The organism is Pseudomonas mendocina (genome assembly GCA_037482215.1).
GTDB lineage: Bacteria > Pseudomonadota > Gammaproteobacteria > Pseudomonadales > Pseudomonadaceae > Aquipseudomonas > Aquipseudomonas mendocina_E.
In genome coordinates this window covers 3,973,372-3,987,813 of the sequence record CP148074.1, presented here as the reverse complement: position 1 = coordinate 3,987,813, position 14,442 = coordinate 3,973,372, and the positions used below count along the sequence as shown (strand labels likewise).

13 protein-coding genes are annotated in these 14,442 nt (G+C 54.6%); 6 read left to right on the top strand and 7 right to left on the bottom strand.

Annotation, left to right across the window (positions count from 1 at the left end; translation table 11 throughout):
* Positions 1–87: 87 nt before the first annotated feature.
* On the top strand, positions 88–1,704 hold the full coding sequence (locus WG219_18500) for an FMN-binding glutamate synthase family protein (GenBank protein WXL25269.1): 1,617 nt from the start codon (positions 88–90) through the stop codon (positions 1,702–1,704).
* Between the two features lie 2 nt (positions 1,705–1,706).
* On the opposite strand, the gene WG219_18495 is transcribed toward WG219_18500, so the two are convergent.
* The gene (locus WG219_18495) at positions 1,707–2,249 is read right to left on the bottom strand and encodes a hypothetical protein (protein WXL25268.1); all 543 of its coding nucleotides are present in this window, start codon (positions 2,247–2,249) and stop codon (positions 1,707–1,709) included.
* 762 nt (positions 2,250–3,011) lie between these two features.
* Positions 3,012–3,659, bottom strand: a complete 648-nt coding sequence (msrA, locus tag WG219_18490; GenBank protein ID WXL25267.1) for a peptide-methionine (S)-S-oxide reductase MsrA — start codon at positions 3,657–3,659, stop codon at positions 3,012–3,014.
* Between the two features lie 175 nt (positions 3,660–3,834).
* Between msrA and WG219_18485 the strand changes: the two genes are divergently transcribed.
* From WG219_18485 to WG219_18465, 5 genes are all read left to right on the top strand, one after another.
* Positions 3,835–4,368: a hypothetical protein gene (locus tag WG219_18485; protein ID WXL25266.1), complete on the top strand. Its 534-nt coding sequence runs from the start codon at positions 3,835–3,837 to the stop codon at positions 4,366–4,368.
* A gap of 263 nt (positions 4,369–4,631) precedes the next feature.
* Entirely contained in the window at positions 4,632–5,900 is a 1,269-nt protein-coding gene (locus WG219_18480) for a PAAR domain-containing protein (protein WXL28041.1), read from the top strand.
* Positions 5,881–6,459 carry a hypothetical protein gene (locus WG219_18475; GenBank protein WXL25265.1) on the top strand — a complete coding sequence of 193 codons (579 nt, stop codon included), beginning with the start codon at positions 5,881–5,883 and terminating at the stop codon, positions 6,457–6,459. The genes WG219_18480 and WG219_18475 overlap by 20 nt, the downstream gene beginning before the upstream one ends.
* A 44-nt stretch (positions 6,460–6,503) precedes the next feature.
* Positions 6,504–7,145, top strand: a complete 642-nt coding sequence (locus tag WG219_18470) for a hypothetical protein (protein WXL25264.1) — start codon at positions 6,504–6,506, stop codon at positions 7,143–7,145.
* A 365-nt stretch (positions 7,146–7,510) separates the two neighbouring features.
* Positions 7,511–7,834 (top strand): hypothetical protein, encoded by a 324-nt coding sequence (locus WG219_18465; GenBank protein WXL25263.1) that lies wholly within the window; start codon positions 7,511–7,513, stop codon positions 7,832–7,834.
* A gap of 99 nt (positions 7,835–7,933) precedes the next feature.
* Here WG219_18465 and WG219_18460 read toward each other — a convergent pair whose 3' ends face one another.
* From WG219_18460 to aceE, 5 genes are all read right to left on the bottom strand, one after another.
* Positions 7,934–8,128 (bottom strand): hypothetical protein, encoded by a 195-nt coding sequence (locus WG219_18460; protein WXL25262.1) that lies wholly within the window; start codon positions 8,126–8,128, stop codon positions 7,934–7,936.
* A gap of 98 nt (positions 8,129–8,226) precedes the next feature.
* The gene (locus tag WG219_18455; protein ID WXL25261.1) at positions 8,227–8,949 is read right to left on the bottom strand and encodes an N-acetylmuramoyl-L-alanine amidase; all 723 of its coding nucleotides are present in this window, start codon (positions 8,947–8,949) and stop codon (positions 8,227–8,229) included.
* On the bottom strand, positions 8,946–9,491 hold the full coding sequence (locus WG219_18450; protein WXL28040.1) for a PAAR domain-containing protein: 546 nt from the start codon (positions 9,489–9,491) through the stop codon (positions 8,946–8,948). The genes WG219_18455 and WG219_18450 overlap by 4 nt, the downstream gene beginning before the upstream one ends.
* A 255-nt stretch (positions 9,492–9,746) precedes the next feature.
* Entirely contained in the window at positions 9,747–11,741 is a 1,995-nt protein-coding gene (gene aceF, locus WG219_18445) for a dihydrolipoyllysine-residue acetyltransferase (GenBank protein ID WXL25260.1), read from the bottom strand.
* Between the two features lie 11 nt (positions 11,742–11,752).
* Positions 11,753–14,398 (bottom strand): pyruvate dehydrogenase (acetyl-transferring), homodimeric type, encoded by a 2,646-nt coding sequence (aceE, locus tag WG219_18440; protein WXL25259.1) that lies wholly within the window; start codon positions 14,396–14,398, stop codon positions 11,753–11,755.
* Positions 14,399–14,442: the final 44 nt, after the last annotated feature.

Below are 14,442 nucleotides of genomic sequence, written 5' to 3'. Positions count from 1 at the left end.
ACCAGCGAAGTTGTGGCAAGCGTTGTGCCCAAGGGGAGGGCCTGCGTGCCGGAGCAAACCTGATGAGCCGAGTACTTAGGAGTCTGTATGAGTTTCTCTTTGTTGAACCGCTATGCCTTTCTTGGTTTCTGCATCATTTTCACCCTACTCAGCCTGCCGTTTCTGGGCAGCCATGAGTGGCTGTGGTTGGTGACCTTGATCACAGCGGTACTGAGCTTGGTGGGTGTGCGAGATCTGCTCCAGACTCGTCATGCTGTTCTGCGTAACTATCCGATTCTTGGCCACTTTCGCTACATGATCGAAGCGATTCGCCCGGAAATTCGCCAATACTTGCTCGAGAGCGACAAAGAACAACTGCCGTTCTCCCGTGCCCAGCGCTCGCTGGTATATGCCCGCGCTAAAAAGCAGAGTTCGGAAAAAGCCTTCGGTACGCTGACTGATGTCTATGAGAACGGCTTCGAGTTTATTGGCCACTCCATGGCACCGGCTGTTCATTGTGATCCGGCTACTTTCCGCATCACCATCGGCGGCCCGCAGTGCAAGCATCCGTATTCGGCCTCTGTCTTCAACATCTCCGCCATGAGTTTTGGCTCGCTCAGCGCCAACGCCATCCGCGCCCTTAACCGTGGCGCGAAAATGGGCGGCTTCTACCACGACACTGGCGAAGGCAGCATCAGCCCGTATCACCGTGAAAACGGTGGTGATCTGGTGTGGGAGCTGGGCAGTGGTTATTTCGGTTGCCGTACCGAAGACGGCCGTTTCGATCCCAAGCGCTTTGCCGAGCAAGCTGCTGACCCGCAAGTGAAGATGATCGAAATCAAACTCAGCCAAGGCGCCAAACCGGGCCACGGCGGCATCCTGCCCAAGCATAAGATCACCGCTGAAATCGCCAGCACCCGTGGCGTCCCGATGGGGCAGGATTGCGTTTCCCCAGCCAGCCACTCCGAGTTCTCCAACCCCACTGAGCTGCTGCAATTCGTTCAGCGCCTGCGTGAGCTGTCCGATGGCAAGCCAGTCGGCTTCAAGTTCTGCCTGGGGCATCCGTGGGAGTTTATGGGCATCGCCAAGGCTATGCTGGAAACCGGCATCCTCCCGGACTTTATCGTGGTGGACGGTAAAGAAGGCGGCACCGGCGCGGCGCCGCTGGAATTCACCGACCACATCGGCGTGCCCCTGCGTGAAGGCCTGCTGTTTGTGCATAACACCCTGGTCGGAGTCGGCCTGCGCGACAAAATTCGTATTGGCGCCAGCGGTAAGATCGTCAGCGCCTTCGACCTCGCCAGCGTTATGGCACTGGGTGCCGACTGGGCCAACTCAGCGCGCGGCTTTATGTTCGCCATCGGCTGCATCCAGAGCCAGTCCTGCCACACCAACAAATGCCCGACCGGCGTCGCCACTCAGGATGAGCTGCGCCAGCGCGCGCTGGTAGTGCCGGACAAGGCCGAGCGCGTCTACAGCTTCCACACCAACACCCTCAAGGCGTTGGCCGAAATGCTTGCCGCCGCAGGCCTACAGCACCCGGAACAGATCGAAGCCAAGCACCTGGTGCGTCGCATGTCTGCCAGTGAGATCAAACTCTACTCGCAGCTGCACGTGTTCCTGAAACCCGGTGAATTGCTCACCGGGGAAGTCTCAGGCGAGTTCTACTCACGCATGTGGAAAGCGGCTCAAACCCATACGTTTGAGCCTGCTGACGTAGCCTGAATTTAGGCCGTAGCGTAGGTTGGACGATACCAGTTATTGATCTCCAGATAGTCTTTCGGCTGGGTGCTCATGTACTGGCTGATACTGGCAAATATATCCGCCGCTGATTTACCTTCAGCCCGCAGGTTTTGGTAAATCGCGGTGGTTGCCTGCTGAATCTGTAAGCTAATTCTTTCCACTCGGGCTTTGCTTTCAGGTGTCACTGGTTCACCTGTTGCTGCCCAGTAAACATCGTTAACACCGTCCGAGTTAGGCCCGTTGGAAATCAACCCGCCCCCCTGACCTGTGGCCAGCGACTCCACCCATTTCATCGCCGAGGTCTGATCCGGATCGCTGCGCAGGAATTCAAGACGCTCGCCAATCCAACCGGGCAGATCACCACTTGCCAGAAATTGCCCTTGTGGGGACAGTGACACTTCTATGCTCGGTGATGCCCCAGCTTGAGCAGGACTAGCAATTTTGAGTGTGGCTGAAGTGCCTATGCTCGGCTTGCTTATAACTGTGCCGGTTCTCGTTAAATATGCGCCAATATCCGTAATGCCCATTTCTGCATCTCCTTGCTCGTGGGATTACCTTCAGATTGCCAGAGCATCAATCCGTCAGATCACTGGCCCCAGTTAATGATTACTTGTGCAGCTTTCCCACTTACGGGTGGAAAAGAGGACGTTCGGTTTATTCGATATTGCATAAAAAACGGGGTAGATGCCGGTTTGCTTTTGAAAACATCTGTTGTGCCAGATCTGCTTGTAGAAATGTCATGGCAAGCTTGGGCTGTTCCATGGCAAATCTGAGCCTGTAATGTACCTCCAGCCGGTATGCTGCCTACGTCATACCTCCAACTAACTGAATTAACCCTTGCGTTGGATGGCAGGGATGGGCCAACAATGGGAAAGTCAGTTCTAAACCAAGTGTTGGGGCGGTTTATTGTCTCTAACACTTTGTCGCTGACGTAGGCTCCATCTGCGAACGCAGCGGATGTAGCAACACATAGCAATACTGGTGCGAAGGTTTTGATTAAGGCAGAGATATGCATGTCAAACTCCTTTTGAACTGATATCCAATGTCGAATTGGTTTCAATATGAGCTGGATGGCTTGAAAGCATTAAACAGGCCAAAGCGCTCAAAAAAGAGAGTGACAGTGATTTAAGGCAATCATGTGAAGGCAAAATAGTGGCGCTGTTGGGTGGTGAAGCCTTACTTGTCACTTAATTGGGTACAAGGGTGCTTTTTTCAGATGGCTATCTGGGAGGCTCTTGCCTTGACCGGCAAAAGTTTGCCGGTCAAGGCACACAGACGTTATTCCAGACTCAGGCAGGTAAGCACACGCCCGTGCCACGCAGACCGCAATAGCCGCCGGGGTTTTTCGCCAGATACTGCTGGTGATAAGCCTCGGCGTAATAGAAGGTCGGCGCCATTTGGATTTCCGTGGTGATCGCCCCAAAACCTTGAGCCTCCAGTGCTTGCTGGAACTGCTCGCGGCTGGCTTCGGCGGCGGCCAGTTGTTCGTCCGTTGTGCAATAAATAGCCGAGCGGTACTGGGTGCCGATGTCGTTGCCCTGACGCATGCCCTGAGTCGGGTTGTGCACCTCCCAGAACAGCTTGAGCAAATCTTCATAGCTGATCACCTGCGGATCAAACACCACCAGCACCACCTCGGTGTGGCCGGTCAGGCCTGAGCAGGTTTCCTCATAAGTCGGGTTGGGCGTAAAACCACCGGCATAGCCTACTGCTGTGGTCCATACTCCCGGTTGTTGCCAGAAGCGCCGCTCCGCGCCCCAGAAACAACCCAGGCCAAACACTGCCTGTTGCAGATGCTCTGGGAACGGCCCTTTCAGGGGATTGCCGTTGACGTAATGCTGCTCGGGAACAGGCATGGCATCGGCGCGGCCGGGCAGCGCCTGCTCCGGGGTGGGCAGGTGGCTTTTTTCAGTAAGAATCTGTGAGCGCAGAACCATAGCGGTGTCCTTGAATGGCGGAACAGCCGGGCCAACAACGTGAGCGGCTGTAATAAGAAATCGGCATCGGATAAATGAGGGCAACTGGCGGCTTTTCAATAAACCTGCAACTTGCAGTAAGCTGCCGGGCCAGATGAACCCAATAACAGCAATAGCCTACGAGCAAAGGTGCATCATGCAACCACGACTGACAAGATCGCGACTATCGGCGTTAATCCTGAGTTGCTGGCTGGCCGCGCCACTGGCCTTTGCCACCGATCCTGGGCCCATCCTTAGCAGCAGCGAACAAGGCCAATACCTGCAAGAACTCAAACGCACCTACCAAACCCAAAACGAACGCCAGGCGCTGCTCGCCCACTGCAATCAATTGCTCAAAACCTACGCACTCACTGCGGGCTACCAAGTCGGCCAGGCCAAACGCGAAGACCTCTCCTACCAACTGCGCGAAGGCGACAGCGGCGAACTGCTCCTGCGCGAAGAAAAACGCGACCCGCAAAACCACACCCTGTCCGTCAGCAACCGCGTCGTCCCACTCTTCGGCGTAGACCCCTTCGTCCGCTACGAATGCCCAAACTCCGGCATCACCTGCACCCTCCGCACACCGGGCGACAGTAGCAGCACGCTGCTCACAATCGTCCGTGACCATAGCGGCGCGAGTGAGCTGGCCAAGGCGTTGAGTTATTTGATTCGGAATTTGCAGAAAGGGTGAGGGTGCGTAGTTAGCCAGTAGGACGGAACCGCAAAGCGTTTCCGCCTTCCGGTTTTTGGTCTTGCGCAGATGCAAGGATGCTCAACGCATTTCAGTGGTCAACGTTCCCCGGATTACGCCTGCTGCTGATCCAAGCAGCAGGTTGATCCCTTTGCCACTAATAATGTGCCTCAAAACACAATTCAGGACGTGTCTGGGCCAATCAGTGGTTAATGCTGGCTAGTATTGCGCGCCCGCATAAAGCGACATTTCCAAGGAATGGCATGACTCCCACCGCTCGACTCGGTGACATGCATGTGTGCCCGATGCTCGGCCACGGCTCATCACCAATCGTTTCAGCTTCACCCGATACACAAATCAACTTTTTAGGCGCAGCCCGTGTGGGCGATGTATGCGGCTGTGGCGCGGTTATCACCACAGGTTTTCCGTCCATTGTCGTTGATCACCGGCCGTTAGCTCATTTGGGTAGCCCAACCAGCCATGGCGGCACCATTGTGACTGGCAGCACGGATACTTTCGGCGGCTTCCAGTGTGGCGGTGGAGCTACGCAAAGCATCATCAACTTCGCAAAGCTCGGCGCGATCCGCCCGGATGGTGTGGTGGATGATCAAGTAATGGCTGAGCTGCTAGCCGACCCGCAGTTGAATCAGCGGGCCTTACTGGCAGGAGCATTGGTTAAGCCGGGAGATTCGCCCACAACACAGAATGAACCCATTACTCCGGAACTGATTGCAGTAGCGGGGAGTCAGCATGACAGCAGTTCAGGTAATAAAATGATGTTTATTGCACAAGCAGTACGTGAGCTGGCCGAATTTAAACGCAACAAGCCCGACCTGAAACGAACACTGATTGTCTTTACACCTGGATACAGCCCCGAGATGCTCAATGCTGCCCGTGGATCTGCTCAAGCATACGAGGCCGGATATGTTGAAGTCGCGAGTGCACAGGCGCTTTTCGACTACCTGAACCAAGGTCAAGATCGGAAGCAATCTCCCATCGAACACCTTTCACTATTCAGTCATGGCGTCCCGCAAAGCGTTGCCTTCGGCTACCTGCTTCCGGAAAGCAGCCAAATGTCATTGGATGTTCTTAGCTACAAGCAGATTTCGGTGTTGGCTTTTTCCAGCACTGCACAGATCGATAGCTATGCCTGCCGGACTGGCATGGGCAATACCCCTGACTACCTTATTGAGGAGGCGCTGCAACTCTACCCGCAAACCAATGAGAGTCTGGCGCAGTTATTGGCCAACCATTTGCAGATCAAGGTACGGGCTTTTATTCGTCGTTCTGACTACAAGAACACTTGGGGATCAGTTGAAGAGCGGCAGCTTGGTAAGCTGTGCGAGATCAGTAATAACACCGAGCCAAATGTGGAGTGGTGTAGGAAATGGAACATGCTCAAAGAAGAGCGCAGCTACAGTGATGAATTGTACGATTTTACGTATCAAAGCATGGGAGCCATTAACCCTGTAGCCTCAGGTGATACCCCCATAGGTGTGCCAGGAGGTTTCTTTGAATTTCTACCGAAGTAAAGTTTTTTGGATTGGCTTTGTCATCTTGGCCCCTTTATTGCTGCTTACGGCAAGCTATGGAATAAAGGTAATGACAAGTGTCTTTAAAAAAGACCTAGGTAATGGCGTAGTAATTTATGCTGATGGCTACGTAAAAACAGGGAAATGGGTATTTGACTGCAAATACCGCCGTTTGATTAGTCGCGATTCCTTACAGCCGCCTATTACTGAACTGGAGCGAGCTGAGGAACTTCCTATAGATAGGGTTTATGCGTTAAATGATGGTGAGCAAAAACTGGCGGATGAGGTTGTTAAGGCTATTACTGCATTGCCAAGGTGGTACGACAATCTGCGTTATCTTTACTCCGTACTAGATGAATACAGCGACCTTAGAACTCATGTTTTTGACATGATTATTAAACATGCTGGCCAGCAATGGGCATTGAGGGTGCGGCAGAATATAGGCAATGATGGCGTGTCCCGCTTCAAAGTAACTGCTGAACCCTACGACCCAGCGACCTATGTGGACTACGCAAAAGCCTTGCAGGCGGCGGCTAAAAGCTGCCCAGTACCCCAGTGATTTTATTATCCTGATTGGATAGATCTAGCCCGTGAGTGCGGACTATGTCTTTGCAACTGACACAGTGTCATCCCGTATCAGGAATGATTTGTAGGGGCCAGGAGGCCATTTTGAATTTTTACCGAAGCCAATGGGTTTGGATCGCCTTTGCCATCTTGGCAGTTTTACTGCTGGTTGCGGTGAACTACGAAATCAAAGTAGTTGCAAGTGTTCATAAAAAAGACTTGGGTAATGGTGTAGTAATCTATGCCGATGATTATGTCGAAACAGGAGTTTGGGTATTCGACTGTAAGTATAGCCGTTTAATTAGTCGGGAACCCCTTTCAGTCCTTATTGCAGAGCTAGAAGGAAATAATAAGATCGCCGTATATGACTCGCCCTTAACTGAAGATGAATTGGTGCTGGCGAGGGATGTTATTGAAAGTGTTACTAAATTACCTCAGTGGCAAAAACAGCTTCGCTATCTTTACTCTATCTTAGGTGAAGACAGTAGTCTCAAAACCCATATGTTTGACATGCTTACTAGTAAAGATGGGCAGCAATGGGCAGTGAGTGTCATCCAGCACATAGGTAATGATGGACAATCTCGCTTCCAAATAACGGCGGAACCCTACAATAATGCGATCTATGTAGACTACGCTAAGGCGCTTCAAGTGGCAGCTAAAAGCTGCCCGATACCTCAGTGAATTAATCATCCAGATTGGCTAAGCCTAGCCCGCGAAAGCGGGGCCGATTCTTTGTGGGCGACACAGTTTTAGTCCGTAATCAATATTCATTCCGTAGAGGCTGGATTGTTTTGAATTTATACCGAAGTAAATGCTTTTGGGCTGCCTCTGCTATTTGGGTTCCGTTACTGCTGTTTACGGTGAATTGCGAAGTAAAAGTGATGGCAAGTGTTTACAAAACTGATCTAGGTAATGGCGTGGTTATTTATGCCGATGAATATGTCAAAACTGGCAAGTGAGTCTTTGATTGTGAGTATAGTCGCTTAGTTAGTCGTCAACCCTTGCCGGTGCCTGTCGCGGAGCTAGAGCGAGCCGAGAAGTTCACCATGGATAGGCTTTATAGTTTAAATGATGATGAACAAATATTGGCCAGTGAGGTTGTCAGAAAAATTACTGCATTACCAAGGTGGTACGAAAATCTACGTTATCTTTACTCCAGTCTGAATGAAAGCAGCAATCTAAAGACTTATGTTTTTGACATGATTGTTAAACATGATGCCGAGCTATGGGCGTTGAGGGTGCGCCAGAATATAGGCAACGATGGCGTATCCCGCTTCAAAGTAACTGCTGAACCCTATAACCCTGAGACCTACGTGGACTACGCAAAGGCCTTGCAAGCAGCAGCCCAAAGCTGCCCTGTTGCCCAATAAGGGAGAAGGGTGTTCGCCTGAAAATAAATCTGTCCCGTTATTCCCCGTTATTCCTGTCTTGACGTCACAACTGAATTTTTCGTGATCTACAGAGAGGAATTACATCTTCTTGCAGGCATTCAACTCTTCCTGCGTTTTCAGCTCAGTATTAATACCTAGCCGGTACTTGCAGTAGTTGATTACTAACCCCTTTTCTTCGTCGCTCAGCCGGTCAAGCGCCTTGTCATCCTCATCTGTCAGGAAGATATTCTCGAACTGAAACTGTAATGTCGGCTGCTTTTTGATAAACAACACAGATCGGTTATCTTCAGCGAAGTGCGTTTTATAAAAGCCTACGTTCAACCATAGGCATAACAAAACGATAATGATCAAAGCAATGATTATGATTTTTTTCATAGTGGTTTAGGTGGCGGGAACAAGCCGGTAACCTTCCTCATATTTATTACAAACTCCATCCCGACATTCCCCGGGCAGATTTTTCCGTCGGCTGCTTGCCCTGGGTATTCACGATGCCCGCCCAATTGGGTAATCAGAAAAACGCTTTTAAGTGTATTTATCAATTCGTGGGCGGCATCTATTTGGTTGGTTGGGATTGTGTTTGTTGTATTGATACCCAATCGTTCAATGGCCTCACGACTCATTGCCCATAAGTCATCACCCTCGGCAGCCGTGGTCAGGTTGTTTAAGAAAACAATCCCAATAACACCGGTGTTATATCCACGAACGCTGCCACCTTTCAGGCGAATATCGCGGCCTTCATAAATAGCGCCGCTGCAATCAATGCCAAAGTGATAGGCAATGTCGTCGTATTTACTATCAAGGTGCTCTCCTTGAGTGTCTTTCATCTGGTCTGCACCACTCGCACAGCTATAACTGCGTCCGGCATGGTGAACAGCAATCATTGAATAGTTCCAGTCTGATTCCATCCCGTCTTTTGCTTTGAGGGCTCCCCATTCAGAGCGTTCGATAAATTGACGTCCCGAGGCGCGGACTCTTCGGATGATTGCTTCTCGAGTTGCGGCTCGGTCATCAATGGTGATTGTTACTGGAATGAGCGGTTGTTCAGCCTTCACCTCTTGAGCTTGGGCTGTTGTCACGAAAGATTTACCGCTCATTGGACCTCCTCAGACAGCTCAGTGAGCGTACGTAGAGGGGACTTGAACGGGACGTGTAATGAAATAACCGAGTCTGCTGAGGGAGCCTGTACGTGGGCTAGACCGTTGGCATCCGTCACTCCAGATATTTTTCGTCCATCTACCACTACAATGAATTCCCGATAGGTGAGTGGAGCACCAGTTTCACTATCGGCAATATTGAATACTTGGGCGTAAGTTTTCTGGAACTGAAGGGGCGCTGGTGCTGTGAAGGGCGCTGGAGTGTGGCTATCTCCAATGATCACGGTGCCAGAGCCCATGATGACTGTATTCCCATGAGCGCCGCTGCTGCCCACGCTGGCGGCACGCAACCCATTGATGAATACGGTGGAGGACAAACCCGAAACTAGAGGGCTACCGCAAGCGCTGCTGTCTGTCTCGCGTGCTGCCGGTAGATTGTCAAAAAGTACGTTGGGTGAGCCGGTGGCGATTGGGTTTATGCCATGGCCTGGCAGGGGACAGGATGTTGGGTCCGTTTGGCGAGCAGCCGGTTTTCCGCTCATGGTGATGCTCCTTAGATACGCAGGAAATGCATAGTACTTTTTCTTTTCGTTGAGGTTTAACACAATGTGCCGAGCTGTAGGAGGTGTCACTTTTTTGCTGCTTGAGAAGTTGGTTTTCCTGTAACTCAGCTGCTCTGGATATGGATTTTCGCCATAGATGGCCCGCACGCTATCAGGCATGTGGGTAATCCCAAGCATAAAAAAACCCCGCCAATTGGCGGGGTTGAGGTTAACGAGCGTGGCAGCTCGAAAGCGTTACAGCAGCAGGGTGCGGATGTCGGCTAGGACATCGCCCAGGCGCTTGGTGAAGCGGGCCGCGGCGGCGCCGTTGATCACGCGGTGGTCGTAGGACAGCGACAGCGGCAGCATCAGGCGTGGCTGGAAGGCTTTGCCGTCCCACACCGGTTGCATGGTGGCTTTGCTGACACCGAGGATCGCCACTTCCGGCGCGTTGACGATCGGCGTAAAGCCGGTGCCGCCGATGTGGCCGAGGCTGGAGATGGTGAAGCAAGCGCCTTGCATGTCGTCTGCTGAGAGCTTTTTGTTACGGGCCTTGTCGGCCAGCTCAGCCGCTTCGGCAGCCAGTTGCAGCAGGCTCTTCTGATCGACGTTTTTGATCACCGGAACCAGCAGACCGTCCGGAGTATCCACGGCGAAGCCGAGGTGTACGTATTTCTTGCGGATCAGCGCTTTGCCGCTTGGGGCCAGTGAGCTGTTGAAGTCTGGCAGTTCCTTGAGCAGGAAGGCACAGGCTTTGAGCAGCAGTGGCAGTACGGTGAGTTTGACGCCAGCCTTTTCAGCCACGGCTTTCTGCGCAACGCGGAAAGCTTCCAGCTCAGTGATGTCGGCGCTGTCGAACTGGGTTACGTGCGGTACGTTGAGCCAGCTGCGGTGCAGGTTGGCGGCACCGACCTGCATCAGGCGGGTCATCGGTACTTCTTCAACTTCACCGAACTTGCTGAAGTCCACGGTCGGGATCGGCGGAATGCCTGCGCCGCCAGTGGCTGCAGCAGCTTCCGGCGCGGCCTTGGCCTTGCTCATCATTGCTTTGACGTAAGCCTGCACGTCCTCTTTGAGGATGCGGCCTTTAGGGCCTGTGCCGGTCACGTCTGCCAGGTCGACACCAAACTCGCGGGCGGTCAGGCGTACAGCCGGGCCAGCGTGCACTTTGACGCCTTCGCGCTTGGCGATGCCGGCGTTTTCAGCAGCAGCTGAAAGGGCGGCAATCGCGCGAACTTCGGCGGCGATGTGCGGGGCTGCGCCTTCCGGTACGCGGTGCACTTCACGCTTGGCGGGTTCAGCAGCAGCCGGAGCGGCGGCCGGTGCAGCGCCTGCGACTTTGAGTTTGAGGATGAGGTCGCCGGTGCCGACGTCGGCATCCAGTTTGACCAGCACTTCTTCAACTACGCCTGCAGCTGGAGACGGAATCTCCATGCTGGCTTTGTCGGACTCCAGGGTGATCAGGGACTGGTCCACCTCAACGGTTTCGCCTGCCTTAACCAGAATCTCGATGACTTTGGCGGTGCCTGCTGAGCCGATATCCGGGACGTTGATGTCCTGCACGCTGCTGCTGGGAGCAGCGGCTGGAGCCGCAGCCGGGGCGGCGGCAGCTGGAGCAGGAGCCGGAGCTGCTGCGGCTGGTGCTGGTTGCTCGGCGGCGGCCGGTGCAGCGCCTGCGACTTTGAGCTTGAGGATCAGGTCGCCGGTGCCGACGTCGGCATCCAGTTTGACCAGCACTTCCTCAACTACGCCCGCAGCTGGAGACGGAATCTCCATGCTGGCTTTGTCGGACTCCAGGGTGATCAGGGACTGATCAACCTCAACGGTGTCGCCTGCCTTGACCAGAATCTCGATGACTTTGGCGGTGCCCGCCGAGCCGATATCCGGGACGTGAATGTCTTGCACGCTGCTGCTGGCAGCGGCCGCTGGGGCCGGAGCAGGGGCAGCAGCTGGCGCTGGCTCAGCAGCCGGAGCGGCTGACGGGGCTTCGGCTGCAGGTGCTGCGGCTGGGGCGTCGCCTTCGACTTCCAGCTCAAGCAGCTCGTCGCCTTCTTTGAGCTTGTCGCCCAGTTTGACTTTCAGTGCGGTGATCACACCGGCTTTCGGGGCCGGGATTTCCATGCTCGCTTTGTCCGACTCCAGCGTCAGCAGGCTTTGATCAGCCTCAATGCGGTCGCCAACCTTAACGAACAGTTCAATGACTTCACCCTCACCGCTGCCGATGTCGGGGACGCGAATCAATTCACTCATTGCGACGCTCCTTAGCAGTCCAGTGGGTTTGGTTTTTCAGGATCAATGCCGAACTTGGCGATGGCATCGGCCAGAACCTTGGCTTCGATTTCGCCACGGTCAACCAGTGCTTCCAGTGCAGCCAGAACAACCCACTGACGATCCACTTCGAAGAAGTGGCGCAGTTTCTTGCGGCTGTCACTGCGGCCGAAACCGTCGGTGCCCAGCACTTTGTATTCTTTGCTCGGTACCCACTGGCGAATCTGTTCAGCGAAGATCTTCATGTAGTCGGTGCTGGCTACAACCGGGCCGTTACGGCCGCTGAGGCACTCTTGTACGTAGGCCTGTTTCGGCTTCTGGCCAGGGTGCAGACGGTTGTAACGCTCAACGGCCAGGCCGTCGCGGCGCAGTTCGTTGAAGCTGGTGACGCTCCAGACATCGGCGCCGATGTTGTACTCGTCACGCAGAATCTTCGCGGCTTCGCGGACTTCACGCAGGATGGTGCCGCAGCCCAGCAGTTGCACGTGGTGGGCGGCTTCGCGCTTGTCTTCTTCGAGCAGGTACATGCCCTTGATGATGCCTTGCTCTACACCGGCCGGCATGGCTGGCTGCTGGTAGGACTCGTTCATCACGGTGATGTAGTAGAAAACGTCTTCCTGAAGCTCGGTCATGCGCTTCATGCCGTCCTGAATGATCACCGCCAGCTCGTAGCCGTAAGTCGGGTCATAGGAATGGCAGTTCGGGATAGTGGAAGCCAGTACGTGGCTGTGACCGTCTTCGTGCTGCAGGCCTTCACCGTTCAGGGTGGTACGGCCAGCGGTGCCGCCGATCAGGAAACCACGGGTGCGGCTGTCGCCAGCGGCCCAGGCCAAGTCGCCAATACGTTGCAGGCCGAACATCGAGTAGAAGATGTAGAACGGCAGCATCGGCTGGTTGTGGGTGGAGTACGAGGTACCTGCGGCGATGAAGGAGCTCATTGCGCCCGCTTCGTTGATGCCTTCTTCGAGGATCTGACCTTTCTTGTCCTCTTTGTAGAACATCACCTGGTCTTTATCCACAGGCTCGTACAGCTGGCCTACGGATGAGTAGATGCCGAGCTGACGGAACATGCCTTCCATACCAAAGGTACGGGCTTCGTCCGGGATGATCGGAACGATGCGCTGGCCGATGTCTTTGTCTTTGACCAGCTGCGCGAGGATGCGCACGAAGGCCATGGTGGTGGAGATTTCGCGCTCGCCGGTGCCGTCGAGGATGGCCTTTAGGGTTTCCAGCGGCGGTGTCGGGATGCTGAAGCTCTTACGGCGACGCTGCGGCACAAAGCCACCGAGCGCGGCGCGGCGTTCGGCGATGTAACGGGCTTCGGCGCTGCCTTCCTCGGGTTTAACAAAAGGCAGGTGCTCAAGCTGGTCGTCGCTGACCGGGATGTCGAAGCGGTCGCGGAACTGGCGCAGGCTTTCCACGTCGACTTTCTTGGTGTTGTGCGCGGTGTTCTGCGCTTCACCGGAGCCGGTGCCGTAGCCTTTGATGGTTTTGGCCAGAATAACGGTCGGCTGACCTTCGTGGTTAACCGCATCGTGGTAGGCCGCGTAGACCTTGTACGGGTCGTGGCCGCCACGGTTCAGACGCCAGATCTCGTCGTCGGACAGGTCAGCAACCATGGCCTTGAGTTCTGGGGTGTTGAAGAAGTGCTCACGTACGTAAGCGCCGTCTTTGGCTTTGTAGTTCTGGTATTCACCATCGACCACTTCGTCCATGCGGCGTTGCAGCAGGCCGTCGACGTCTTTGGCCAGCAGCGGGTCCCAAAAACGGCCCCAGACCACTTTGTTTACATTCCACTGGGCGCCACGGAACACGCCTTCCAGCTCTTGGATGATCTTGCCGTTGCCGCGAACCGGGCCGTCGAGGCGCTGCAGGTTGCAGTTGATGACGAAGATCAGGTTGTCCAGCTTCTCGCGGCCCGCCAGGGAGATGGCGCCGAGGGATTCCGGCTCGTCACACTCGCCGTCACCCAGGAAGCACCAGACTTTCTGCTTGCCAGCGGGGATAAAGCCACGCGCTTCCAGGTACTTCATGAAGCGGGCTTGGTAAATGGCCTGAATCGGGCCAAGGCCCATGGATACGGTCGGGAACTGCCAGAAGTCCGGCATCAGCCATGGGTGCGGGTAAGAGGAAAGACCTTTGCCGTCGACTTCACGACGGAAGTTCTTCATCTGGTCTTCGCTGATGCGGCCTTCCATAAAGGCGCGGGCATAAACGCCTGGGCTGGCGTGGCCTTGGAAGAAGATCAGGTCGCCGCCGTGCTCTTCGGTCGGGGCCTGGAAGAAATAGTTGAAGCCGATGTCATACAGCGTGGCCGAGGAGGCGAAGCTGGAGATGTGACCACCGAGGTCGGAATCCTCAAGGTTGGTGCGCATCACCATGGCCAGTGCGTTCCAGCGCACCAAGGAGCGGATACGGCGCTCCATAAACAGGTCACCCGGCATGCGTGCTTCGTGAGTCACCGGGATGGTGTTGCGGTAGGGCGTGGTGATTGCGTATGGCAATTGTGAGCCACTACGGGTGGCCAGTTCGCCCATGCGGGTCATCAAATAATGTGCGCGGTCTTCACCCTCGTTTTCGAGGACGGACTCAAGGGCGTCCAGCCATTCCTGGGTTTCGACGGGATCGAGGTCTTGCATGGCTTGCTCCAGGGCTCAAAGGCTTCCAGAATCGGAGGCCAGAT